Origin of the sequence: Corynebacterium sp. Marseille-P4321 (assembly GCF_903645305.1) — a bacterium.
GTDB lineage: Bacteria > Actinomycetota > Actinomycetes > Mycobacteriales > Mycobacteriaceae > Corynebacterium.
This window is the reverse complement of record NZ_CAHJXO010000001.1, coordinates 1,082,831-1,106,184: the sequence shown is the minus strand read 5'-3', so window position 1 is coordinate 1,106,184 and position 23,354 is coordinate 1,082,831. Positions and strand designations below refer to the sequence as shown.

Annotated in this window: 21 protein-coding genes and 1 pseudogene; 11 read left to right on the top strand and 11 right to left on the bottom strand. The window is 65.7% G+C overall.

What is annotated here, in order from left to right:
* The first annotated feature begins 42 nt into the window (after positions 1-42).
* Positions 43-918: a hypothetical protein gene (locus HWX32_RS05035; RefSeq protein ID WP_175934938.1), complete on the top strand. Its 876-nt coding sequence runs from the start codon at positions 43-45 to the stop codon at positions 916-918.
* Here HWX32_RS05035 and HWX32_RS05030 read toward each other — a convergent pair.
* The 8 genes from HWX32_RS05030 to HWX32_RS04995 form a co-directional block, all read right to left on the bottom strand.
* On the bottom strand, positions 915-2,543 hold the full coding sequence (locus HWX32_RS05030) for an ABC-F family ATP-binding cassette domain-containing protein (RefSeq protein WP_175934937.1): 1,629 nt from the start codon (positions 2,541-2,543) through the stop codon (positions 915-917). The genes HWX32_RS05035 and HWX32_RS05030 overlap by 4 nt on opposite strands.
* A gap of 223 nt (positions 2,544-2,766) precedes the next feature.
* Complete coding sequence (locus HWX32_RS05025) at positions 2,767-3,141, bottom strand: metal-sulfur cluster assembly factor (RefSeq protein ID WP_175934936.1); 375 nt, start codon at positions 3,139-3,141, stop codon at positions 2,767-2,769.
* 3 nt (positions 3,142-3,144) lie between these two features.
* Positions 3,145-3,594, bottom strand: a complete 450-nt coding sequence (gene sufU / locus HWX32_RS05020; RefSeq protein WP_175934935.1) for a Fe-S cluster assembly sulfur transfer protein SufU — start codon at positions 3,592-3,594, stop codon at positions 3,145-3,147.
* Positions 3,591-4,823: a cysteine desulfurase gene (locus HWX32_RS05015; RefSeq protein WP_175934934.1), complete on the bottom strand. Its 1,233-nt coding sequence runs from the start codon at positions 4,821-4,823 to the stop codon at positions 3,591-3,593. Before HWX32_RS05015 ends, sufU begins: the two co-directional genes overlap by 4 nt.
* Complete coding sequence (gene sufC / locus HWX32_RS05010; RefSeq protein WP_075466810.1) at positions 4,823-5,578, bottom strand: Fe-S cluster assembly ATPase SufC; 756 nt, start codon at positions 5,576-5,578, stop codon at positions 4,823-4,825. The genes HWX32_RS05015 and sufC overlap by 1 nt, the downstream gene beginning before the upstream one ends.
* 54 nt (positions 5,579-5,632) lie before the next feature.
* Positions 5,633-6,838, bottom strand: a complete 1,206-nt coding sequence (gene sufD / locus HWX32_RS05005; protein WP_175934933.1) for a Fe-S cluster assembly protein SufD — start codon at positions 6,836-6,838, stop codon at positions 5,633-5,635.
* A 5-nt stretch (positions 6,839-6,843) separates the two neighbouring features.
* The gene (sufB, locus tag HWX32_RS05000; RefSeq protein ID WP_075466807.1) at positions 6,844-8,295 is read right to left on the bottom strand and encodes a Fe-S cluster assembly protein SufB; all 1,452 of its coding nucleotides are present in this window, start codon (positions 8,293-8,295) and stop codon (positions 6,844-6,846) included.
* The gene (locus HWX32_RS04995; RefSeq protein ID WP_303049136.1) at positions 8,282-9,010 is read right to left on the bottom strand and encodes a metalloregulator ArsR/SmtB family transcription factor; all 729 of its coding nucleotides are present in this window, start codon (positions 9,008-9,010) and stop codon (positions 8,282-8,284) included. The genes sufB and HWX32_RS04995 overlap by 14 nt, the downstream gene beginning before the upstream one ends.
* 186 nt (positions 9,011-9,196) lie before the next feature.
* On the opposite strand from HWX32_RS04995, the gene mptB reads away from it, so the two are divergent.
* From mptB to HWX32_RS04970, 5 genes are all read left to right on the top strand, one after another.
* Positions 9,197-10,873 (top strand): polyprenol phosphomannose-dependent alpha 1,6 mannosyltransferase MptB, encoded by a 1,677-nt coding sequence (gene mptB, locus HWX32_RS04990; RefSeq protein ID WP_175934932.1) that lies wholly within the window; start codon positions 9,197-9,199, stop codon positions 10,871-10,873.
* Positions 10,870-11,796, top strand: coding sequence for an ABC transporter ATP-binding protein (locus HWX32_RS04985; protein WP_175934931.1), 927 nt, complete (start codon positions 10,870-10,872; stop codon positions 11,794-11,796). Before mptB ends, HWX32_RS04985 begins: the two co-directional genes overlap by 4 nt.
* Entirely contained in the window at positions 11,796-12,569 is a 774-nt protein-coding gene (locus tag HWX32_RS04980; protein ID WP_075466796.1) for an ABC transporter permease, read from the top strand. Before HWX32_RS04985 ends, HWX32_RS04980 begins: the two co-directional genes overlap by 1 nt.
* Positions 12,570-12,703: 134 nt before the next feature.
* Entirely contained in the window at positions 12,704-13,591 is an 888-nt protein-coding gene (locus HWX32_RS04975; protein WP_075466910.1) for a heme A synthase, read from the top strand.
* Between the two features lies 1 nt (position 13,592).
* Positions 13,593-14,555, top strand: a complete 963-nt coding sequence (locus HWX32_RS04970; protein WP_175934929.1) for a quinone oxidoreductase — start codon at positions 13,593-13,595, stop codon at positions 14,553-14,555.
* A gap of 34 nt (positions 14,556-14,589) precedes the next feature.
* Here the strand turns inward: HWX32_RS04970 and HWX32_RS04965 are convergent.
* Positions 14,590-15,510: pseudogene (locus tag HWX32_RS04965) on the bottom strand (heme o synthase); the annotation flags it as partial.
* 201 nt (positions 15,511-15,711) lie between these two features.
* Here HWX32_RS04965 and tkt point away from each other — a divergent pair.
* The 5 genes from tkt to pgl are packed head-to-tail and all read left to right on the top strand — an operon-like array spanning position 15,712 to position 22,184.
* Positions 15,712-17,856: a transketolase gene (gene tkt / locus HWX32_RS04960; protein ID WP_175935044.1), complete on the top strand. Its 2,145-nt coding sequence runs from the start codon at positions 15,712-15,714 to the stop codon at positions 17,854-17,856.
* 17 nt (positions 17,857-17,873) lie between these two features.
* The gene (gene tal, locus HWX32_RS04955; protein ID WP_175934927.1) at positions 17,874-18,956 is read left to right on the top strand and encodes a transaldolase; all 1,083 of its coding nucleotides are present in this window, start codon (positions 17,874-17,876) and stop codon (positions 18,954-18,956) included.
* 30 nt (positions 18,957-18,986) lie between these two features.
* Positions 18,987-20,531 carry a glucose-6-phosphate dehydrogenase gene (gene zwf / locus HWX32_RS04950; RefSeq protein ID WP_175935043.1) on the top strand — a complete coding sequence of 515 codons (1,545 nt, stop codon included), beginning with the start codon at positions 18,987-18,989 and terminating at the stop codon, positions 20,529-20,531.
* A 10-nt stretch (positions 20,532-20,541) separates the two neighbouring features.
* A complete protein-coding gene (locus tag HWX32_RS04945) occupies positions 20,542-21,468 on the top strand; it encodes a glucose-6-phosphate dehydrogenase assembly protein OpcA (RefSeq protein WP_175934926.1) in 927 nt (308 codons plus the stop codon).
* Positions 21,465-22,184: a 6-phosphogluconolactonase gene (gene pgl / locus HWX32_RS04940; protein ID WP_175934925.1), complete on the top strand. Its 720-nt coding sequence runs from the start codon at positions 21,465-21,467 to the stop codon at positions 22,182-22,184. Before HWX32_RS04945 ends, pgl begins: the two co-directional genes overlap by 4 nt.
* A gap of 54 nt (positions 22,185-22,238) precedes the next feature.
* On the opposite strand, the gene secG is transcribed toward pgl, so the two are convergent.
* The gene (gene secG, locus HWX32_RS04935) at positions 22,239-22,475 is read right to left on the bottom strand and encodes a preprotein translocase subunit SecG (protein WP_075466780.1); all 237 of its coding nucleotides are present in this window, start codon (positions 22,473-22,475) and stop codon (positions 22,239-22,241) included.
* A gap of 85 nt (positions 22,476-22,560) precedes the next feature.
* Positions 22,561-23,334, bottom strand: coding sequence for a triose-phosphate isomerase (tpiA, locus tag HWX32_RS04930; protein WP_075466778.1), 774 nt, complete (start codon positions 23,332-23,334; stop codon positions 22,561-22,563).
* Between the last annotated feature and the right edge of the window lie 20 nt (positions 23,335-23,354).

The following is a 23,354-nucleotide window of genomic DNA, read 5'->3' as shown; positions in this document are numbered from 1 at the left end:
CGCTGCTGCGGGTAGTCAACCAATGCTTAAAGAGGAGCACCCATGCGTACCGACCGACCCCACCTTCGCGTCATCACCGGCCGCGTTGACGGCGAACCCCGAGGGGTCACCCTCGAATCAAGCATCGCCCAATTCGAGAACATCCTCGGTTACATCTCTATCCACCGCTTCAACATCCACGATCCTGCCCGCGGGATGCGCGACATCCTCAACGAGGTGTTCTACTGGTCTTCCATCCTGTTCGGCATCGACTTCGACAGTGACTCCCTCGAGCAGGTCGGCTCCGATTCTCTCACCATCGATTTCGCCCGCGGCGAAGTGCTCCTTCGCCTCAAGGGAGGCGAGACGATGCGGAGCGCACTCAGCGCAGAATCGGTCCGCCCCCTGCTCGAAGCCGTCCTGGACTACTACGAGCCACTCGGATACATCGAGCCCCGCGAAATGCCGCGGCGAGCCTGCGTGAGGATCATCGTCGAGCAGGCCGGCGAGCTCGGATCCGGCCTCGACGTTCTCTATCCGATTCAGGGCCCGCAGGCGGTCAACAATATCCTCGAACGGCTCCTCCGCTGTCAAACGGTCACGCGCGAATCGGCAGTCGCAGAGCTATGGTTCGCCACCGACACCCCGCCCACTATGGTGCCTTTCCAGAACGAACGCCTCGACGACATCTACGCCCCGACCACGCCTTCGCGCTGGGATTCCGACTGCCCCCACCTCACCATCGACCTGGCCGAGGGGTGCCTCCGCCTCAGCGAGGTGGACGGGGGGCTCATCATGGTCGCCGACCTCGAGGAAGATGCGCTCGCGCGGGTGCAAAAGGCTTTCGACGGCCGCATCAAGCCACGCGAGATGCAAATGTCCGACATCTTGGGGCTTCACCCCGATTACATCCCAAGCCCGGTCACGGACCCGTTCTAGGCCAGCTCCACGATTTCCATGTATTCGTCGCTCCAAAGATCCTCGTCGCCCTCGGGCATGATGATCACCCGCTCCGGCTCCAAGGCGCGCACCGCCCCCGGGTCGTGGGTCACAAGCACGACGGCCCCGGTGTAGGTCTTCAGCGCGTCGAGGACCTGCTCGCGGGATTGGGGGTCCAGGTTGTTCGTGGGCTCGTCGAGAAGCAGCACGTTCGCGCGCGAGGAGACCAGCGTGGCAAGGGCTAACCTGGTCTTCTCGCCTCCCGAGAGCGTGCCGGCGGGCTGCTCGAGCTTGTCCCCCGAGAACATGAACGCGCCGAGCAAACCGCGAAGATCCTGCTGGCCGGCGTCGGGGCAGGCCTCGATGGTGTTCTCCCACACCGTCTTGTTCCCGTCGATGGTGTCGTGCTCCTGAGCGAAGTACCCGATCTTCAGGCCATGGCCGGAGACCACCCCGCCCTCACCGTCGGTGCGCTCCACCCCGGCGAGCAACTTCAGCAGCGTGGTCTTGCCTGCACCGTTGGTGCCCAGCACCACCACGCGCGAGCCCTTATCGACGGCTAGGTCAACCCCCGCAAAAACCTCCAACGAGCCGTACATCTTGGTCAGCCCCTTGCCGAACAGCGGGGTCTTGCCGCACGGCGCCGGTTCTGGGAACGAGATGGAGGCGACCCGGTCGGCGACGCGGACCTCGTCGAGCTCGTTCATCATCCGGTCGGCGCGCGCGAGCATTTGCTTCGCGGCGGCCGCCTTCGTCGCCTTCGCGCCGAGCTTCGCGGCCTGCTTCTGCAGCGCGGACGCCTTCTTCTCGGCGTTGGCGCGTTCCCGGCGGCGGCGTGCCTCGTCGAGCGCGCGGGCATCCTTGTACTTGGAAAACCCCATGTTGTACACATCGGCTTCTGCGCGCACCGCGTCGAGGAACCACACCTTGTTGCACACCGCGTCGAGCAATTCAACATCGTGGGAGATCATGATGAGCCCACCCTCGTGCTTGGACAAGAATCCACGGAGCCAGGAGATGGAGTCGGCGTCGAGGTGGTTGGTGGGCTCGTCGAGAAGCAGGGTCGTCTGCGACTTGCCCGAACCCTGCCGGGATGCGAACAGAATCTGGGCGAGCTCTACGCGGCGGCGCTGGCCGCCCGAAAGCGTCTTCAGTGGCTGGTCGAGCACGCGCTCCGGAAGGCCCAGGTTATCGCAGATTTGGGCGGCTTCGGAGTTCGCTTCGTACCCGCCGAGCGCCTGGTAGCGTTCCTCCAGACGAGAGAACTTCGCGATTGCCTTGTCGCGCGCCGCCCCGTCGGTGGTTTCCATGATCCCCTGCTGCTTCGCCATGGAACGCTGAATCTGGTCCAGGCCGCGCGCGGAAAGCACCCTGTCGCGGGCGGTTTGCTCGATGTCGCCTTCCTTCGAGTCCTGCGGGAGGTAGCCGATCTCGCCCGAGCGCGTCACCGAGCCGCCGTAGGGTTCGGTCTCCCCCGCCAGGATGCGCATCGTGGTGGTCTTGCCGGCGCCGTTGCGGCCGACTAGGCCGATGCGGTCGCCGGGTTGGACGCGGAGATGCTGGCCGGGGGCGTCGAGAAGCGTGCGCGCGCCGACGCGGACCTCGAGATCATTGGTGACAATCACGGGGAAACTGTATCAACAGCCCCCAAATCGAGATCTACTTCTTCGAGATGGAGCGCACGATCCAATAGACCAGCGCGACAATCAGCGCGACTTTCAGCGCAAGCAGGCCGGCGGTACCGAGCATGACCAGAATTTCAGCAAGCCCAACGTTCACAACAATCCTCCTTCACAACGAGGAACATCCCCCACAGGTTAACAACCTGGGGGGATTTCAAGAGGTGTTTTAGACCGCGAAACCGAGGGCGCGCAGCTGCTCGCGGCCCTCCTCGGTGATGAACTGCGGGCCCCACGGCGGCATCCAGACCCAGTTGAGGTCGAGCTCATCAACCGCGGTGTTGGCGACGACCGCTTGGGTCGCCTGGTCCTCGATCACATCGGTGAGCGGGCAGGCCGGCGAGGTCAGCGTCATGTTGATCATCGCGACCGTCTTGCCGTCGCGCTCCTCGATCCAGGTGTCGTAGACCAAGCCGAGGTCGACGACGTTGATGCCCAGCTCCGGGTCGATCACGTCGTGGAGGTACTCCTCCACCTCGCCGATGAGCTTGAGCTGCTCCTCGGTCTGCTGCGGGCGCTCAGCCTGCTTTTCTGCTTCAGTCATCGCTTACTCCTTTTCTCCCAGGGCGTCCGACGTCGCCGCCTGGAACGCCTTCCACCCCATCAGCGCGCACTTCACACGCGCCGGGAACTTGGCTACACCGGCGAACGCCACGCCGTCGCCGATCTTTTCCGCATCACCCTCGACGGTGCCGCGCGAGGTGATCATTTCGTCGAACGCGTCGAGCTTCTCCATCGCTTCGTCGACCGGCAGGCCGATGATCTCTTCCGCCATCACCGAGGTCGATGCCTGCGAGATGGAGCAGCCTACTGCGTCGTACGAGACGTCTTCGACGGTCGAGCCGTCTTCGGAGAGGTGCACTCGCAGCGTCAGTTCGTCGCCGCAAGACGGGTTGACGTGGTGCACCTCAGCCTCGTACGGCTCGCGAAGCCCAGCGTGCTGCGGGTTTTTGTAGTGGTCCAGGATGACTTCCTGGTACATCGCTTCTAGGTTCATCGCGCGAAAAACTCCTTCGCTTTGCTTATCGACGCCACAAGGGTGTCCACCTCATCCATCGTGTTGTACAGATAGAAACTGGCCCGCGACGTGGATTGCAGGTCGAGACCGCGGTGGGCAGGCCACGCGCAGTGGTGCCCGGTACGGATCGCCACGCCCTCGGAGTCGAGCACCTGGCCCAAATCGTGCGGGTGCACCCCTTCGACCCTGAACGCTATCGCGCCGCCGCGGTTTTCGGCGGTGAGGGGGCCGGCGATGCGGAGCCCGTCGATAAGCTGCATTTGCTCGAGCGCGTAGGCGGTGAGCTCACGCTCGTGCGCGGCGATGTCCTCCATGCCGACCTCTTCGAGGAACTCCACGGCGGCGCCGAGCCCGACAACCTGCGATGTCATCTGCGTGCCCGCCTCAAAGCGCTGCGGCGCGGGTGCATAGGTGGATTCGGCCATGCGCACGACCTCGATCATCGAGCCGCCCGTGAGGAACGGCGGCAGCTCCTGCAGGTGCTTCGAGTACACCGCGCCGACGCCGTTCGGGCCGCACATCTTGTGGCCGGAAAACGCCGCGAAGTCGACGTCGAGGGCGTGGAAGTCAACAGGCATGTGCGGCACCGACTGGCACGCGTCGAGCACAGTCAGCGCCCCGACCGCCTTGGCGCGGCGCACCATCTCGGCGACGTCGGCGTGGGCGCCAGTGACGTTCGACTGGTGCGTAAACGCCACAACCTTGACGGTGTCGTCGAGCTCGAGCGAATCGAGGTCGATGCGGCCGTCCGGCGTCATCGAGTACCACTTCAGTTGCGCGCCCGTGCGACGGCACAGCTCCTGCCACGGCACGAGGTTCGCGTGGTGCTCGAGCTCCGTTACAACCACGGTGTCGCCCTCACCGACCCGAAGGTCGCCGGCGTGCTCGTCGCCGAGCACGTACGCGACGAGGTTGAGCGCCTCGGTGGCGTTTTTCGTGAAGGCGATCTCGTCGCCGCTCGCCCCGACGAAGGCTGCAATGCGCTCGCGGGCCGTTTCGTAGGCATCCGTGGCTTCCTCCGCGAGCTGGTACGAGCCGCGGTGCACCGGCGCGTTGCATCCCAGCACGAAGTCGCGCTCGGCATCCCACACGCGCTGGGGGCGCTGCGAGGTAGCCCCCGAATCGAGGTACACCAAAGGCTTCCCGTCGCGGACGGTGCGCTGCAGGATCGGGAACTCCTTGCGGATGGATGAAACGTCGAGTGCCATTAGATGAACTTCTCGTAGCCCTCGGCCTCGAGCTGGTCGGCGAGCTCGGCGCCACCGGTTTCCACGATCTTGCCGTCGGCGAAGACGTGGACGAAGTCGGGCTGGACGTAGTTCAGGATGCGCTTGTAGTGCGTGATCATCAGCACGCCGCCGCCGGTCTGCTCCTGGTAGCGGTTGATGCCTTCGGAGACGACGCGCAGGGCGTCGACGTCGAGGCCGGAGTCGGTCTCATCCATCACGGCGAACTTCGGCTTCAGCAGCGCGAGCTGCATGACCTCGTGGCGCTTCTTCTCGCCGCCGGAGAAGCCCTCGTTCACGGAGCGTTCGCTAAACGACGGGTCGATCTTCAGCTCGTCGCGCACGCCGTTGAACTCTCCGACCCATTCGCGCAGCTTCGGGGCCTCGCCGCGCACGGCGGAGATTGCGGAGCGCATGAAGTTGGAGTAGGACACGCCCGGAACCTCAACCGGGTACTGCATAGCCAGGAAGACACCGGCGCGGGCGCGCTCGTCGACCTCCATGTCGAGGATGTTCTCCCCGTCGAGGAGCACCTCGCCGTCAGTGATCTCGTAGCTCGGGTGGCCCGCGATGGTGTAGGCGAGGGTGGACTTGCCCGAACCGTTCGGGCCCATCACCGCGTGGGTCTCGCCGGAGTTGATGGTCAGGTTCACGCCCTTGAGGATCGGAGTGGGCTCCTGGCCCTCCTCGGTGGGCAGAACGGAGGCGTGAAGGTTCTTAATTTCCAGGGTGGACATAGGTTGTTTCCTTTTGTGCTGGTCGAATTTCGTGCTGGCCGAGTGTTGGGTCCGTTAAAGGTCTACCTGCTCGAGCTCGCCGGTCACGCGCGCGATGAGCTCCTCGCGCACCGATTCCACCGGCACACGGTTGAGTACCTCGTTGAAGAAGCCGCGGATGATCAGGCGGCGCGCCTCCCCGTCGGGGATGCCGCGGGACTTCAGATAGAACAGCTGCTCGTCGTCGAAGCGGCCCACGGTTGCGGCGTGGCCTGCGCCCGGGATGTCGCCCGTTTCGATCTCCAGGTTCGGGATGGCGTCTGCTCGCGCGCCGTCGGTGAGCACGATGTTGCGGTTCGCCTCGTAGGTTTCGGTGCCGGAGGCGTTGGAGCGGATGAGGACGTCGCCGACCCAGCACGTGCGCGCGTCGGGAAGCTTCGAGCTCGGATCGCCCTGCAGTGCGCCCTTGTACAGCACGTTTGAACGGCAGTACGGGTGGTTGTGGTCCACCAGCAGACGGTTTTCGATGTACTGACCGTCGTCCGCGTAGTAGACGCCGGTAAGTTCCGCGTCGCCGCCGGGGCCTGCGAACTTCACGCGAGGGGTGTTGCGGACCACTTCACCGCCGAAGGTGGCGATGGTGTGGCGCAGCACCGCGTCGCGGCCCACGACGATGCTCTGCGCGCCGACGTGCACGGCGTCGGTGTCCCACTCGTCGTCCACAACGACGGAGAGGTGCGCGTTGTCGCCGATGTTGAAGTTCACGTTGTCGGCGTGGGTACCGGAGCCGGTGTACTGCACGATCACCGTGGCGCGGGCCGAGGTGCCGACCTCAACGTGGATGCCTGCGAACGTAGTGGCGTCCGCGCCGGCGCCGGTGGTGGTAATTACCACCGGCTCGGCGAGGTCGGCGTTCGCCGGGATGGTCACCAGTGTCGCGTGCGGCATGGACGTCCACGCTTGCGCCGCGATGCGGTCGACGGGGGCGGGCGTGGTGGTCACGCGAGCGTCGTCAGGCGCAACCTGCTCGATGCCCACCTCGCTGGGTGCTGCGATATCCACCTTCGCCTCAACCTGCTCGGCGAACGTGCCGTTGTGCAGCCCGCGCAGGCGGCGCAGGGAGATGAAGCGCCAGATTTCGTCGCGGCCCTGGGGCACGTCGAAGTCCTCCACGTTGTACGAGGAGAACAAGTCACCCTTGTTGTCGTGGAACGTGGCGTTGCCGACGGCCTTCTTCTTCGGCTCCTCGACGGCCACAGCCGAATTTTGCGTATCGGACATGCTGTTTAGCCCACCGATCCTTCCATCTGCAGTTCAATGAGGCGGTTGAGTTCGAGCGCGTACTCCATCGGGAGCTCCTTCGCGATCGGCTCAATGAACCCGCGCACGATCATGGCCATAGCGTCCTCCTCCGAGATACCGCGCGACATGAGGTAGAACAGCTGGTCCTCGCTGACCTTCGACACCTTCGCCTCGTGGCCGAGGGTGACGTGGTCGTTGCGGATGTCGTTGTACGGGTAGGTGTCGGTGCGAGAGATGTTGTCCACCAACAGCGCGTCGCACTCGATGTTGGACACGGAGTTCTTCGCGTTCGCGTTCACCTGCACCAGGCCGCGGTAGGCGGCGCGGCCGCCGTTGCGGGAGACGGACTTGGACACGATGTTCGAGGAGGTGTTCGGTGCCATGTGCACAACCTTCGCACCGGTGTCCTGGGTCTGGCCCTCACCGCAGAACTGGGCGGAGAGCACCTCGCCGCGCGCGTTCGGGCCGGTCATCCACACGGCCGGGTACTTCATGTTCACCTTCGAGCCGATGTTGCCGTCGACCCACTCCATCGTTGCGCCTTCCTCGGCGCGGGCACGCTGGGTGACCAGGTTGTACACGTTGTTCGACCAGTTCTGGATCGTGGTGTAGCGGCAGCGAGCGTTCTTCTTCACGATGATCTCCACCACCGCGGCGTGCAGCGAATCCGACTTGTAAATCGGAGCGGTGCAGCCTTCGACGTAGTGGACGTAGGCATCCTCGTCGACGACGATGAGGGTGCGCTCAAACTGGCCCATGTTCTCGGTGTTGATGCGGAAATACGCCTGCAGCGGGATCTCCACGTGCACGCCCTTCGGCACGTAGATGAAGGAGCCGCCGGACCACACCGCCGCGTTCAGGGCGGAGAACTTGTTGTCGCCAGCCGGAACGACAGAGGCGAAGTGCTCCTTGAACAGCTCCGGGTACTCGCGCAGGCCAGTGTCGGTGTCCACGAAGATAACGCCCTGCTCCTGCAGGTCCTCCCGGATCTGGTGGTAGACCACCTCCGACTCGTACTGTGCGGCCACGCCGGCCACGAGACGCTGCTTCTCGGCCTCCGGGATGCCCAGCTTGTCGTAGGTGTTCTTGATGTCCTCCGGCAGGTCGTCCCAGCTGTTGGCCTGGCCCTCGGTGGAGCGGACGAAGTACTTGATGTTGTCGAAGTCGATGCCGGACAGGTCCGGGCCCCAGGTGGGCAGCGGCTTCTTGTTGTAGATCTCCAGCGCCTTCAGACGCTGATTGAGCATCCACTCCGGCTCATTCTTCGCTGCCGAGATCTCGCGTACGACGGATTCGTCGAGGCCGCGGCGTGCGATCGAGCCAGCTTCGTCAGAATCGTGCCAGCCGTAGCTGTACGGGCCCATCGAGGCGATGATTTCATCGTCCGTCTTGGGCGTGTTCTGGTTCAGGCCTGGCGCGGGATTAGCTTTCGTCATGGTCTCCGCTCCTTTTCCTTTCGGTGGTTGTTCCCGCCGCGACCGCGGCAAGGGGGATGTTAGTCGTGCACACTCCGTGGCCGTCCGCGATGAGCGCGAGCGGCTGGATGTGGGTGCCGACAATCTCGGCGATTGCCTCGTGCTCCGCCTCGCAAAGCTCCGGGTGCTCGGCGGCAACTGCCGATACCGGGCAGTGGTGCTGGCACAGCTGGATTCCTGCCCCGGTGCGCCGAACGCTGGGTTCGTAACCTGCACGCTCGAGCGCGTCGGCGACGCGTTCCACCGCGTCGGATACCTCTGTCTCGGTTGCGGGATCCGCACCACCCGCGGCTGCCGGGCCGAGGATCTTCTCCACCCGGTTGCGAGCAAAGGCGCGGACTGCGTCCTGGCCTCCGAGTTGCTCGACGAGATCCACCGCATCCAATGCGAGGGTGTCGTAGCCGGAGCCGAAGTGGCCCCTGCCAGCCTCGGTGAGTTGGAAGTGCCGCGCGGGGCGGCCGCGGCCGGCTTCCTCGCCGGCGACTGGGCGGGGCGAGCAGGCTTCGGCCAGGCCCTCGTCGAGAAGCTTGTCCACATGCCTACGCACCCCGGCGGCAGACAGTCCGAGCTGTTCACCGATGTCCGCGGCTGAGACTGGGCCCTGGCGCAGCAGCACGGACATCACCCGTGAGCGGGTTTCGCCGGGGGTGTCCCTGTGCGAGTCCGTTGCTGTCACTGCGCCACTTCCTTTCTCGTCGCTGCGGGCAACGGTGCTTGCCGGTGCCGCTTGCCAGTTGTGCTTGCAAGGTCGGCGGGTTGCGTTCGAGGCTCCCTACCGCCTTTTCACAACACTAGTGTGTGCTAATTCATTTCGCTTTCTCGGGTCCCGCCACGCGCCCTGCGCCCGGCTAGACTCGCGTGCGTGAAATCCCGCCCGCCAAGCCCGAGTATCGCCGAGGAGCTGCCCCGCCTCGGCCATGCCGGTTCGCGGTCAGCGGAACTGCACGCGGAGGACGCCGCCAGCGGAAGCACCGCTGTGAGCAGCGCGGATCAGCGTCGTCGCCAACGTCTCAGATTCGGTGTCCTGCGCTGGGCGGGCACCCTCGGCGCGATGCTAATTGCCCTGGGCGGCTTCGGCGGCGGCGCGTTACCGGTTGTGGAAAACCCCTGGTACGACTTTGCGCTCGGCGCGGCGATGGGCCGCATGATGATCGCATCGAACGCCGTCGTCTTCGTCGGCGTGGGCTTGCTCGTCGCGGCTTGGCTCGCCATGGCGCCGTTCGTGGGCATTGCGGGGGGCAGGGCGCTTATCGACGCCTCCCGGTTGCGCACCACCCTCATCGCCTGGGTGCTTCCCCTGATGGTCACCGCTCCGCTGTTTACACAGGACATTTACTCGTACCTGGCCAACGGCACAATCGTGAGGCAGGGGTTGGACCCGTACTCGGCGGGGCCGGTGGAGATCTTGGGGGTGGACCACCACCTCGCGCGCAGCGTCCCGTTCATCTGGGCGCACTCCCCCAGCCCGTACGGGCCGGTCGCGCTTGGCATCGCGGCGGTGATCTCTGGGATGACGGCCGATTCGATTCTGTGGGGCGTGCTCGCACACCGCGCGGTGTCGGTGGCTGGGATTCTCGCGGCCGCGTGGGCGCTGACCCGCCTGGCCAAGCGTTGCGGAGTCGACCCAGCGGCGGCGCTTTGGCTCGGGGTGCTCAATCCGTTGACCATCCTTCACCTCGTGGGCGGCATACACAACGAGGCGATCATGCTGGGGTTCGTCCTAGTCGGCATGGAGGTTGGCCTGCGCGGAATTGATGTACTCAGCGAGCTCGACGAGTTCAGGACCCGCGGGTGGGCTGCAGTCGTCGCGTCCGGAGCCCTGCTGAGCTGCGCGGGCATGGTGAAAGTGACGGGCTTCATTGGGCTGGGCTTTATCGGCATGGCCCTAGCGCGCCATTTCCCCACCCGTGGCGCCCGCCCCGCCGTAGCTACTGCCGCGTCTGCCGCGCTGCAGACCGCGGTGCTGACGGCCACTGCCGCGCTGGTGGCCTGGGTGACTGGGATCGGCTTCGGGTGGGTGACTGGCCAGGGCGGGGCAGCGTCGATACGCAGCTGGCTCTCGCTCACCACTGACATCGGCGTGGCGGGAGGCACTCTGGGCATGTGGCTTGGGCTGGGCGACCACACTGACGCGATGCTTGTCGTCACGCGCGGGGCCGGGGTGATTCTCGCCGCGGCGTTTCTTATCCGCATGTTGTGGGCGACGTTCAAGGGCACGATCCACCCCGTCGGCGGGCTGGGAGTGGCCACGCTTGTCATGGTTGCGCTCTTCCCAGTGGTGCACCCCTGGTACCCGCTGTGGGCGATCTTGCCGTTGGCGGCGTGGGCGAACCGAATTTTCTTCCGCGCCTCCGTGGCCGCCTACTCCGCGGTTTTTAGCTTCCTGGTGCTGCCACGTGGCCTTGGGCTGCCGCCTGCTTCGGTGGTCAATGTCTACTTCACTGCCGCCGTTGCTTTCGCCGTGCTCGTCGCGATCGCCGTGGTTGCCCGGAAGCGCTGCGGGAAATCGCGCTTGCGGGGTCTACACTCACCTGCATGACGAAGGAAGCGTTGGTGGTGCGTGACGTAGTGAAGCGTTACGGCGACAAGACCGCCGTCGCGGGCCTGACGTTGAGCGCGAACCGCGGCGAGCTGCTCGCGCTGCTCGGCCCGAACGGGGCGGGAAAAACAACCACTATTGAGATGTGCGAGGGTTTCACCCGCCCCACCAGCGGCGATATCCGAGTTCTGGGCATGGACCCGGTGGCGCAGCCGCAGAAGGTGCGCGACCGCATTGGCATCATGCTGCAGGGTGGGGGCTCATATTCCGGCATCAAGGTGCGCGAGATGCTCAAACTCACCGCGAGCTACAACGCGAATCCGCACGACCCGGACTGGCTCATCGACCTGCTGGGGTTGAGGGGCGTGGCTAACACGAGCTACCGGCGCCTGTCTGGCGGCCAGCAGCAGCGTCTTTCGCTCGCGCTCGCGATGATCGGGCGCCCGGAGCTGATCTTCCTCGACGAGCCGACCGCCGGGATGGACGCGCAGTCGCGCCACGCCGTGTGGGACATTGTGCAGGCGATGAAGCGCGACGGCACCACGGTGGTGCTCACCACCCACCTCATGGATGAGGCGGAGACGCTTGCGGACGACGTGGTGATCATCGACCACGGTCAGCTCGTCGCACAGGGCTCCCCCGCCGAGCTGACCAGCCATTCGGAGTTTCCGGTGGTGTCGGTGCACACTGCCGCGCCGCTCGATGAGCAATTGCTTATCGACGCGCTCGCGCCCCACCACCTCACCGCCGAAGCACTGCGCCCCCTTAACTATGTGGTCCGTGGCGACGCCAGACCGGAAGTGATCTCCGCGGTGGCGGCGGAGGCCGCGCGCCAGGGCGTACTGATCAGGGAGCTGAATGTGTCCCACCGAAACTTAGAGGACGTGTTCTTGGACCTCACCGGCAAGGAGTTGAGGAGCTGATGGCCACTTCTACGAAACTGAAACCCGGGGTGTTCACCCCCGCCCCGCAGCGCGCCCCGTTCGGGCAGATGGCGCTGGCGCAGGGCAAGATCGAGGCGAAGCTCATGCTGCGCCACGGCGAGCAGCTGCTGCTCAACCTGATCATTCCAGCGGCCATCTTGGTCGCCGCCGTCTACTTGCCCATCTTCGGCGCGAGTACAGACTTCAATGAGCTGGTGCCCATCGTCTTCGCCGTCGCCGCAACCTCGGCCGGGTTCACGGGCCAAGCGATCGCGCTGGCCTTCGACCGCCGCTACGGCGCACTGAAACGTACCGGCGCATCCGGCGTGCCGGCCTGGACCATCATCACTGGCAAGATTTTTGGCGTGCTGGCAATGGTCGTCGTGCAGATCCTTGTGCTGGGCGCACTCGCGTTTGCCCTCGGCTGGCGGGTGTCCCTGGCGGGCGCTGTGTTCGGTCTGGTCGCCTTGCTGTTTGGCGTGGCGGCGTTCACGGCGCTCGGCCTGCTGATGGGTGGCACGCTGAGCTCGGAGATGGTGCTGGCGTTCGCCAACCTCATCTGGCTCATCCTGATGGGAATGTTGGGTTGGGTGGCGTACTCGGGCGACATCGCGGCCGCCGGTTGGTGGAACGTTGTGCCCACCGTGGCCCTCGCCGGAGCGCTTACCCAGGCCCTGCAGATCGCGGTGAACTGGCCCGCGTGGATTTCGCTTGCCGCGTGGGCACTCGCGGCAATTGCGGGCGCGGTCCGCCTGTTCCGTTTCGATGGTTAAGCCCCCCTCGGATACACTACCTATCAGTCAAACCAAAGTTGGAGATGGAGCGTGAAGTGAGCACGACGAACGTCGAGGCGAACGCAGCTACGACCCCGGCCGGTGCCGAACCGGCGAACCAGTTCAACCCCTCGCTGAAGCTGCAGCGCATCCTTGCGATGATCCTGCTGCTGTGCCAGGGCGGCATCACTGTGACCGGCTCGCTGGTGCGCGTGACCGGTTCCGGCCTGGGGTGCAACACTTGGCCGATGTGCCACGAGGGTTCCCTCGTGCCGGTCGCCGGCGCCGCTCCCTGGATCCACCAGGCCATCGAGTTCGGCAACCGCCTGCTCACCTTCGTCGTGGCGGCCGCTGCGATCGCGGTCCTGTTCGCGGTGATCCGCGCGGGCCGCCGCACCGAGATCAAGACGCTTGCATGGATCTCGCTCGGGGGTGTGGTGCTGCAAGCCATTGTCGGCGGCATTTCGGTGCTGCTCGACCTGCGCTGGTGGTCCGTGGCCGTCCACTTCCTGCCCTCAATGGCGCTGGTGTGGGTCGCCGCCATGCTCTACATGCGCATCGCGGAGCCCGATCACGCCACGCCCACCGACCGCTTCCCGGCGCACATCCGCGCCTGGACGGTTGCGGCCGCCGTCGCGCTCGCCTTCGTGCTTGTAACCGGCACCATGGTCACCGGCTCCGGCCCGCACTCTGGTGACTCGGGCGTGGGCATGGACGGTCGCCTGGACATGGACACCGAGATCCTCGCCTACGTTCACGCCGCCTGCATGTACATCTACCTGGCGGCAACGCTGATCACGGTGTACTTGCTTCGGAAGCACAACGCCCCGAAGGACGCCTTCAATACATCCCTCGTGCTCGTGGCAATGATTGTTGTCCAGTGGGCCATCGGTGTGACCCAGTTCAACTTGGGTGTGCCACGCTGGACCATTCCCGCCCACATCGCGATGAGTTCTATTGTGGTCGCGTTCTCCGCGTTCCTTTTCGCCCACGGGAAGCGCAGGTTGCCTACGCTGGTCTGACATGAAGGCCATTACAGTCACCCGCCATGGCGGTCCAGAGGTTTTAGAGTACGGTGAGGTCGCGGAGCCGTCGCCAAGCGATGAGCAATTGCTTGTCGACGTCTCCTTTGCCGGCGTCAACTTCATCGACACCTATTTCCGCTCCGGTACCTACGCCTCCGAGCCGCCCTACATTCCCGGCACGGAAGGTGCCGGCCGCGTGGTCGAGGACCCGAAGGGCGCGATCGCCCCGGGCACGCTGGTCGCCTGGCACGACGCCCCCGGCTCCTACGCGGAGCGGGTGGTGGTGGACCGCAACCGTGTCGTCGCGGTGCCGGAGGGCGTCGACGAGGCCGTCGCTGCCTCGATGCTGCTGCAGGGCATGACCTCCCACTACCTGCTGCACGGGGTGCGCGAGACGAAGCCCGGCGACACGATGGTGGTCACCGCTGGCTCCGGCGGGGTGGGTCTCATCCTCACCCAGATGGCGGCGGCGCTCGAGGCCACGGTCTACTCGGTCGTCTCCACCGATGAGAAAGAGAAGCTGGCATACGAGGCCGGCGCCACGAAAGTATTCCGCTACGGCGACTCCCTTGCCGAAGAGATCAAGGAGGCCAACGGCGGCGAAGGCGTGGACGTGGTCTACGACGGCGTGGGCAACGACACCTTCGACATGTGCCTGAACGTCACCCGGCCCCGCGGGCTCGTGTGCTCATTTGGTTCGGCCTCGGGCGATGTGGAGCCGTTTAAGATCCAGGAGCTCAACGCCCACGGCGCACTCTTCCTCACTCGCCCCTCGTTGAAGCACTACGTCGCGACTGACGACGAGTTCCTCATGCGCGCCCAGGCCGTCGCGCGAGCAGTCGAAGACGGCACCGTGAAGATCCGTATTCACCCGCCGTACGCGCTCGAGGATGCCAAGCAGTGCCACGAGGACCTGCAGGCGCGCAAGACCACGGGCTCCGTGGTGTTGCAGGTGCGCTAGTTGCGCTCGTCGCGCTTGTTGCTTGACGCTGGCGCTAGAGCAGCGTCGGCAAGCCGAGCACCGCGTCCACGGACAGGCCCAGGAAGAGTGCGGCGAGGTAGTTGTTCGAGAGGATGAACAACTTCAGCGGCTTGACGTTCTCCCCGCGGACGATGCCGCGGTGCAACTTGGTCGCCATGACGAGGAAGCCCGCGCCCGAAAGCACCGCGATGACGAGGTAGATCCAGCTCGCTGCCGGCACGAGGAGCAGCGAGACCGCCACCGTGATCCAGGAGTAGATGAGGATCTGCTTGGAGGTCTCCTCCGCGGAGGCCACCACCGGCAGCATCGGCACGTTGGCCCGGGCGTAGTCGTCCTTGTACTTCATGGCCAGCGCCCAGGTGTGCGGCGGTGTCCAGAAGAAGATGATGAGGAACATCACGATTGCCTGCCACCAGCGGTCGGGCGAGCCGTCGTGGACGTTGTCGCGGATGACTGCCCAGCCGACGAGCACCGGCATGCAGCCGGCCGCCCCGCCCCAGATGACGTTTTGCCAGGTGCGGCGCTTGAGCCACTTGGTGTAGACGAAGATGTAGAAGAAGTTCGTCAGCACGATGAAGAACGCGGCGAGCCACGAGTTGCACACCACGCCGAGGAACAGCACCGACAACACCAGCAAGACCCACGCAAACACGCGTGCCTTTTCCTTAGTCACCTTGTGGCGCACCAGGGGCCTTGCGCGGGTGCGCCCCATCTTCTGGTCGATGTCGTAGTCGGCGACCATGTTGAAGGTGTTCGCGGCCGCGGCACCCATCCAGCCGCCGAGCAGCGTGCCAAGGATGAGCCACAGGTGTACCTCCCCGCGGTCCGCCTGCAGCATCGCAGGGATCGCGGCGACCAAGAGAAGTTCAATGACCCTCGGCTTCGTCAACGCGAAATACGCCTTAATGGTCTCCAAAAAACTTCTCCTCCTATACCGCCTGCGGCTGTGCCCCCAAGTAGTCGGCCAGGACCCCGCTTTAGTTCCGGGTCAATCCTTTGGACGATGTTATCCCCTCCCCCAGCCGCGGAACGAATCGAACACGCCCGCCGCCGGTTAAGGGATAAGCTTGCGGTGACGTACACCCCAACCGATTTGAGTGAGGAAACTGTGACGCTGCCCCCTGAGCTGCAAAAGATGACCGTCCGCAACTACCCGGAGGATTGGACGGACACTGATACCCGCGCAGTTGATACGGCGCGGGTGCTGGCGGCGGATGCCGTCGAGAAGTGTGGCTCCGGCCACCCGGGTACCGCGATGAGCCTGGCGCCGCTGGCGTACACCCTGTTCCAGCGCGTGATGAACGTCGACCCGGCGGACAAGGACTGGATCGGCCGCGACCGCTTCGTGCTGTCCAATGGCCACTCCTCGCTCACCCAGTACGTGCAGCTCTACCTCGGCGGCTTCGGCCTCGAGATGGAGGACCTAAAGACGCTGCGCACGTGGGCTTCGAAGACGCCGGGCCACCCGGAGTACAACCACACCGACCACATCGAGATCACAACTGGCCCGCTCGGCCAAGGCCTCGCGTCGGCGGTGGGCATGGCAATGGCTTCACGACGAGAGCGTGGACTCTTCGACCCCGAGACCCCCGCGGGAGAGTCGCCGTTCGACCACTTCATCTACGTCATCGCAGGCGACGGCTGCCTGCAGGAGGGTGTCACCGCGGAAGCGTCCTCACTGGCGGGCACCCAGAAGCTGGGCAACCTGATCCTGTTCTGGGACGACAACCGCATCTCCATCGAGGACGACACCCAGATCGCGTTCACCGAGGACGTGATGGCGCGCTACCAGTCCTACGGCTGGCAGACCCTCACCGTGGAGTCTGGCGAAGACGTCGCGGCTATCGAGGCCGCCGTGGCCGAAGCTCAGGCGGACACGGCGCGCCCGACCATCATCCGGGTGAAGACCGTCATCGGCTACCCGGCGCCAAACCTGATGAACACCGGCGCGATCCACGGCGCGAAGCTGGGCGCCGAGGAGATCAAGCTGGTCAAGCAGGAGCTGGGCTTCGACGTGGACGTGGACTTCCCCGAGGAGGCAGAGGTCATCGCCCACACCCGCGGGCTGCGTGACCGGGCGGCGCAGAAGCGCGCCGCCTGGGACGAGAAGTTCAACGCCTGGGCCGAGGCGAACCCGGAAGCTAAGGCCCTGCTGGACCGCCTCACCGCTCGCGAGCTGCCGGAGGGCTGGGACAAGGAGTTCCCCACCTGGGACGCGGATGAGAAGGGCCTGGCCACCCGCAAGGCTTCCGAGGCCGCAATCCAGGCCGCCGCGGCAGCGCTACCGGAGCTGTGGGGCGGCTCCGCCGACCTCGCCGGCTCCAACAACACCCTGATCAAGGGCGAGAAGTCCTTCGGACCTGAGGAGCGCTCCACCGAGATGTTCTCCATGGACCCCTACGGGCGCAACCTGCACTTCGGTATCCGCGAGCACGCCATGGGCGCGATCATGAACGGCATCGCGCTGCACGGCGGCACCCGCGTCTACGGCGGCACCTTCCTCATCTTCTCGGAGTACCTCTACCCCGCCATCCGTGTCGCGGCGCTGTCCGGCATCGACGGCTACTACGTGTTCACGCACGATTCCATCGGCCTCGGCGAAGACGGCCCGACCCACCAGCCGGTGGAAACACTTGCCGCACTGCGCGCCATCCCGGATCTCGCGGTGATCCGCCCGGCCGACGCAAACGAGACTTCCGCAGCCTGGAAGGCCGCGCTCGAGGCGAAAGAGCAGCCGAAAGCGCTGGCGCTGTCCCGCCAGAACCTCCCCGTGCTCGAGGGCACCAAGGAGAAGGCCTTCGAGGGCGTCGCCCGCGGCGCGTACGTGCTCGTGGATGCTTCGAAGGACACCCCGGATCTGATCCTCATGGCCACCGGCTCCGAGGTGCAGTACGCCGTCGAGGCCGCGAAGGTGCTCGAGGCTGAGGGCACCGCGACCCGCGTCGTGTCCATGCCGTCGATGGATTGGTTCATGGAGCAGGACGATTCCTACATCGACTCGATCCTTCCGCGCGAGGTGCAGGCCCGCGTCTCCGTCGAGGCGGCGACCTCCATGCCGTGGTTCCGCTTCCTAGGCACGCACGGCCGCGCGGTCTCGCTCGAGCACTTCGGCGCGTCCGCCCCAGGCGAGGAACTCTTCGAGCGCTTTGGCTTTACGACGGAAAACGTGGTCCGCGTCGCCCGCGAAACCCTCGAGTGCGCACGCGATAACCGCACGGTGCCCACCTCCGAGCGGGTCGGCGAGACCGAGTCCGAGCCCACCCGCGGCGACGGCAAGTAAGAAAGGATCTACTTACCATGACTGCTATCGACGAACTGTACGAAGCTGGCACCTCCACCTGGCTCGACGACCTGTCGCGCGAGCGCATCGAGACCGGCAACTTGGCGGAGGTGAAGAAGGCCAAGTCCATCGTGGGCGTGACCACCAACCCGGCCATCTTCGCCACCGCGATGTCCTCCGGCACCTCCTACGACACCCAGCTTGATGAGCTCAAGACGTCTGGCTCCACCGCGGATGCCGCCGTCTACGCCATGAGCATCAAGGATGTCCAGGACGCCTGCGACCTCTTCCGCGACACCTACGAGGCGACCGGCGGCAAGGACGGCCGCGTGTCCATCGAGGTGGACCCGCGCTACGCAGCGGACGAGGAGAAGACCACCGCCCAGGCCCGCGAGCTGTGGGAGAAAGTCGGCCGCGAGAACTTGATGATCAAGATTCCGGCCACGGATGAGTCGCTGCCGTCGATAAGCGATGTGCTCGCCGAAGGCATCTCTGTCAACGTCACCCTCATCTTCTCGGTGGAGCGCTACCGGCAGGTCATCGAGGCGTACAAGGACGGCATCCGCCGCGCCGAGGCGAACGGGCACGACCTGTCCAAGATCCACTCGGTGGCGTCGTTCTTTGTATCGCGCATGGACACCGAGGTGGACAAGCGGCTCGAGGCGATCGGCACCGATGAGGCACTCGCGCTGCGCGGTAAGGCCGGTGTGGCCAACGCACGCCTGGCATACGAGCTGTTCCAGCAGGAACTTGGTGGCGGCGCCTTGCCGCATGGGGCGAACGCGCAGCGGCCGCTGTGGGCATCCACGGGCGTGAAGAACCCGGAGTACCCGGCGACGCTGTACGTCACCGAGCTCGCCGGACCCGACACGGTAAACACCATGCCGGAGAAGACGATCGATGCAGTGCTTGCCGGCGGCGGCGTCCGCGGCGACACCCTTTCCGGCACCGGCGACGCCTCCCGCGAGGTGTTTGCGCAGTTGGAGGCGGTGGGCATCGACATGGACGACGTGGTTCGCGTGCTCGAGCGCGAGGGCGTGGAGAAATTCGTCGATGCCTGGGGCGATCTTCTCGAGTCCATGACCACCCGCCTGTCGTAGCGTCGCCTAGACTGTCACGCTGTGACTGATTTGGCGACAAATTCGGCCGAGGCGTGGCGCAACCCGCTGCGCTCCCAGGACGACAAGCGGCTGCCCCAGATCGCCGGGCCTTCGGGCATGGTGATCTTCGGGGTAACCGGCGACCTGGCGCGCAAGAAGCTGCTTCCCGCGATCTACGACCTTGCCAGCCGTGGCCTACTGCCCGGCGGCTTCACCCTGGTGGGCTACGGCCGAAGGAATTGGTCGAAGGAAGATTTTGAAGCGTATGTCCGCGAAGCCGTCGATAAGGGCGCGCGCACACCGTTCCACGAGAATGTGTGGCGCAGGCTTGCCGACGGGTTAGAGTTCGTCTCCGGCAACTTCGACGACGACGCGGCTTTCGACAACCTTGCCGCCACGCTGTCGCGCCTCGACGACGAGCGCGGCACTGCCGGCAATTGGGCGTACTACCTGTCCGTGCCGCCGGAGTTCTTCGCCGATGTGGTGCACCAGCTCGACCGCTGCGGGATGGCGCAGGCGGGGCATAGCGAAGAGTGGCGCCGCGTGATCATCGAGAAGCCGTTCGGGCACGACCTGGCCTCCGCGCGCGAGCTCAACGAGGTGGTCAACGCCGTCTTCCCCGAGTCGTCGGTGTTCCGAATCGACCACTACCTGGGCAAGGAGACGGTGCAGAACATTCTCGCGCTGCGGTTTGCCAACCAGATGTTTGAGCCGGTGTGGAACTCGCACTACATCGACCACGTGCAGATCACCATGGCCGAGGACATCGGTCTCGGTGGGCGCGCAAGCTACTACGACGGCATCGGTGCGGCGCGCGACGTGATTCAAAACCACCTCATCCAGCTGCTCGCTCTGGTGGCGATGGAGGAGCCGACGAGCTTTTCCCCCAACCAGCTGCGCGCCGAGAAGCTCAAGGTGCTGCGCGCCACCTCGGCGGTCGGACCCTTCGATGAGACCACGGCCCGCGGGCAGTACACCGCCGGCTGGCAGGGCTCCGAGCACGTGGTCGGCCTGCGCGAGGAGGAGGGCTTCGACCCGGCCTCCACCACCGAGACGTACGCCGCGATGACGCTGCAGATCGAGTCGCGGCGCTGGGCCGGGGTGCCGTTTTACCTGCGCACGGGCAAGCGGCTGGGCCGGCGTGTGACGGAGATCGCCCTGGTGTTTAAGCACCCGCCGTACCAGCCGTTCGATGGCGACCAGACCGCGCAGCTGACCAACAACGCGGTAGTGATCCGCGTCCAGCCGGACGAGGGTGTGCTCATGCGTTTCGGCTCCAAGGTGCCGGGGCCCGGCATGGAGCTGCGCGACGTGAACATGGATTTCCGCTATTCGGAAGCGTTCACGGAACAGTCGCCGGAGGCCTACGAGCGTCTCATCCTCGATGCGCTGCTTGATGAGTCGAGCCTGTTCCCCACCAACTCGGAAGTGGAGCGCAGCTGGGAGATCTTGGACCCGGTACTGGAATTTTGGGAGTCGGGCGGCCGGCCCGAGGATTACCCGGCGGGCACGTGGGGCCCGGAGGCCGCCGACCGAATGCTGGCAAAAGACGGACGCGAGTGGCGCAGGCCATAGGAGCAGGCTGATGATCATTAACCTTCCCAACACCACTACCGCGGAGATCGCCCGCACGCTGGCCGATGCCCGCGACAGCTACTCGCTGGCTACTGGGCGCGTGCTCACCTTTTTGGTTGCGGCGCACGAGGACGGCCCGGACGATATGGAATCCATCCTCGACACGCTGCGGGATACTTCCTCCGAGCACCCGGCCCGCGTCTTGGTCCTTACCCTGGGCGAGCACACTGGGCCGTCGCGTATCGACGCTACCGTGCTCGTGGCCGCCGACGCCGGCGCCTCCGAGATGGCGGTGATGCGCATCCAGGGCGAGCTCGCGGAACACCTCGATTCCGTGGTCACTCCCCTGCTCCTGCCCGACACCCCAATCGTGGCGTGCTGGCCCGCCGATGCGCCGAGGCACCCGGCGGACGATCCGCTGGGTCGCATCGCGCAGCGCCGCATCACGAACACCCGTCTCGGCGTTGAGGGCCCTGGCACCGAAGGCATGGCCGAGCGCTACGTGCCGGGTGATTCGGACCTGATGTGGTCGCGCATCACCCCGTGGCGCGGCGTGGTGGCCTCGGCGCTGGACCGCTACCCGGGGCACGCGGTGCGCTCCGCCGACATCGCGGGCATTGCGGGCGACCCGAGCGTGGACATCGCTGCCGGCTGGCTCGCGGAGAGCCTTGGCGTAGAGGTGAAGCGGCGCGACCACTTCGCGAAGGACGGCTTCCCCATTAAGGATCTGGTGCTGCACTGCGATAGCGGCGACGTGGAGGTCACCATGCAGGACGCCCACACGATGCGTGTGTCGGTGCCTAACCGCGCCGACCTGTACATGGCCACCCAGGAACGCAGCGACGCGGAGTGCCTCGCCGAGGAGCTTCGCCACCTCGGGCCCGACACCACGTTCGCGGCGGCGCTTCGCGGCATGGAGAAGGTGGTGCGGGCATGATTCGCGTGCACGAGAGCCTCGCATTGCTTATCGACGATGCCACGCGCCAATTCGTCGACCTCATCACGAGCATCCAGACAAACTCGCAGGGTGGCCTGCACGGCGACGGGCGGGCGCGTGTGGTGCTCACCGGCGGCACCGCCGGAATCGCGCTGCTTGAGCGCCTCGCCGACGCGCCCGTCGATTGGTCGGGCGTGGACATCTTTTTCGGCGACGAACGCAACGTCGCGGTCGATAACCCAGATTCCAACGAGGGCCAGGCCCGCGCCGCGCTGCTGGGGCCGGCGGGGGTACCTGAGGCGAACATTCACGGCTACGGCCTCGACGGCGGCGACATGGGTGACGCGGTGGCGCGCTACAGGGAGACCCTGCGCGCGTTCGCTCCCCGCGGCTTCGACCTGCACCTCCTTGGCATGGGTGGCGAGGGGCACATCAACTCGCTGTTCCCCGACACCGACGCGGTTCGCGAGCGCGAGCAGCTCGTGGTGGCGGTGACAGATTCGCCGAAGCCACCGGCAGAGCGGGCCACCCTCACGCTGCCCGCCGTGCAATCGGCGGCACACGTGTGGTTGCTGGTGGCTGGCGATGAGAAGGCGGAGGCGGCGGCGCGAGCCGTCGATAAGCAAGCAAGCCCCGAAGCGTGGCCGGTGGCTGGGGCGAAGGGGCGGGAGGAAACCACGCTCTTTATCACCCAGGACGCGGCCGGCGCCCTCTAAGCGCGCGAAAAACCCCCGCCACTTCAATGGCGGGGATTCGCTTTGTGTTGCGGCCTAGACCGCGTAGGTGTGGATCAGGTTCAGCCCGAAGATGCAGGCGATCCAGATGATCGCGAGGATGATGGTGAAGCGGTCCAGGTTCTTCTCCACCGTGGTGGAGCCGGACAGGTTCGCCTGCACGCCGCCGCCGAAGAGGCTGGACAGGCCGCCGCCCTTGCCCTTGTGCAGCAGGACAAAGACCGTCATCAGGATCGCCGAAATGACGAGGACGATCTCAAGCGTTAACGCCATGAATGTGTGCCTTCCGCAAATAGATAGTGGTGCAAACTCCGTAGAGTCTACACCACCTACCTCGCTGCGCCGGAACCGGCGCGGGTTAATTCACGGTGTTGGCGGCCGCCGCCGCGAGCTTCGCGAAGTCCTCGCCGTCCAACGACGCTCCGCCAACCAGGCCGCCGTCCACGTCGGGCTGGCCGACGATCTCGGCGACGGTGTCGGTCTTCACCGAGCCGCCGTAGAGGATGCGGATGGCGTCGGCCGTGGCATCGTCGGAAAGCTCGCGCACGAGCTCGCGGATGGCGTGGCAAACTTCCTGCGCATCGTCGGCGGAGGCGACCTTGCCGGTGCCGATCGCCCAGACCGGCTCGTAAGCAATGACGGCCTTGGCCAGGTCGACGCCCTCGAGCGATGCGCGCGTCTGCTTCACCACGTAATCCACGTGGTCGCCCGCCTCGCGCACCTCGAGCGGCTCGCCGACGCACACGATCGGGGTGATGCCGTGCTCCTGCGCCTTCTTCGCCTTTGCCGCGACGAGCTCATCGGTCTCGTTGTGGTACTCGCGGCGCTCCGAGTGGCCGACGACCACCCAGGTGCAACCAAGCTTCTCCAGCATGGCTGCGGAGATCTCGCCGGTGTACGCGCCGTTGTCGTGCGCGGAAACGTCCTGGGCACCGTAGGTGAACTGCAGCTTGTCGCCTTCCACGAGGGTCTGAATCGAGCGCAGGTCGGTGAACGGGACCGTCAGCGCGACGTCGACGCGCTCGTAGCCCTCCTTCGGAAACGCGAAGGCGAGCTTCTGGGCGCTCTGGATCGCCTCGAGGTGGTCGTGGTTCATCTTCCAGTTACCCGCAATGAGCGGAGTGCGTGCCATGAGAATCAAGGCTCCTTTCT

Bases quoted from the DNA above. Each gene is read 5' to 3' on its own strand.
- HWX32_RS04980 (WP_075466796.1), top strand. From the start codon at position 11,796: ATGGCCACTTCTACGAAACTGAAACCCGGGGTGTTCACCCCCGCCCCG.
- sufC (WP_075466810.1), bottom strand. From the start codon at position 5,578: ATGTCCACCCTGGAAATTAAGAACCTTCACGCCTCCGTTCTGCCCACC.
- HWX32_RS04985 (WP_175934931.1), top strand. From the start codon at position 10,870: ATGACGAAGGAAGCGTTGGTGGTGCGTGACGTAGTGAAGCGTTACGGC.
- tpiA (WP_075466778.1), bottom strand. From the start codon at position 23,334: ATGGCACGCACTCCGCTCATTGCGGGTAACTGGAAGATGAACCACGAC.
- HWX32_RS05025 (WP_175934936.1), bottom strand. From the start codon at position 3,141: ATGACTGAAGCAGAAAAGCAGGCTGAGCGCCCGCAGCAGACCGAGGAG.
- HWX32_RS05015 (WP_175934934.1), bottom strand. From the start codon at position 4,823: ATGGCACTCGACGTTTCATCCATCCGCAAGGAGTTCCCGATCCTGCAG.
- HWX32_RS04970 (WP_175934929.1), top strand. From the start codon at position 13,593: ATGAAGGCCATTACAGTCACCCGCCATGGCGGTCCAGAGGTTTTAGAG.
- HWX32_RS04945 (WP_175934926.1), top strand. From the start codon at position 20,542: ATGATCATTAACCTTCCCAACACCACTACCGCGGAGATCGCCCGCACG.
- tkt (WP_175935044.1), top strand. From the start codon at position 15,712: ATGACCGTCCGCAACTACCCGGAGGATTGGACGGACACTGATACCCGC.
- sufD (WP_175934933.1), bottom strand. From the start codon at position 6,838: ATGTCCGATACGCAAAATTCGGCTGTGGCCGTCGAGGAGCCGAAGAAG.
- sufB (WP_075466807.1), bottom strand. From the start codon at position 8,295: ATGACGAAAGCTAATCCCGCGCCAGGCCTGAACCAGAACACGCCCAAG.
- secG (WP_075466780.1), bottom strand. From the start codon at position 22,475: ATGGCGTTAACGCTTGAGATCGTCCTCGTCATTTCGGCGATCCTGATG.
- sufU (WP_175934935.1), bottom strand. From the start codon at position 3,594: ATGAACCTAGAAGCGATGTACCAGGAAGTCATCCTGGACCACTACAAA.
- pgl (WP_175934925.1), top strand. From the start codon at position 21,465: ATGATTCGCGTGCACGAGAGCCTCGCATTGCTTATCGACGATGCCACG.
- HWX32_RS05035 (WP_175934938.1), top strand. From the start codon at position 43: ATGCGTACCGACCGACCCCACCTTCGCGTCATCACCGGCCGCGTTGAC.
- tal (WP_175934927.1), top strand. From the start codon at position 17,874: ATGACTGCTATCGACGAACTGTACGAAGCTGGCACCTCCACCTGGCTC.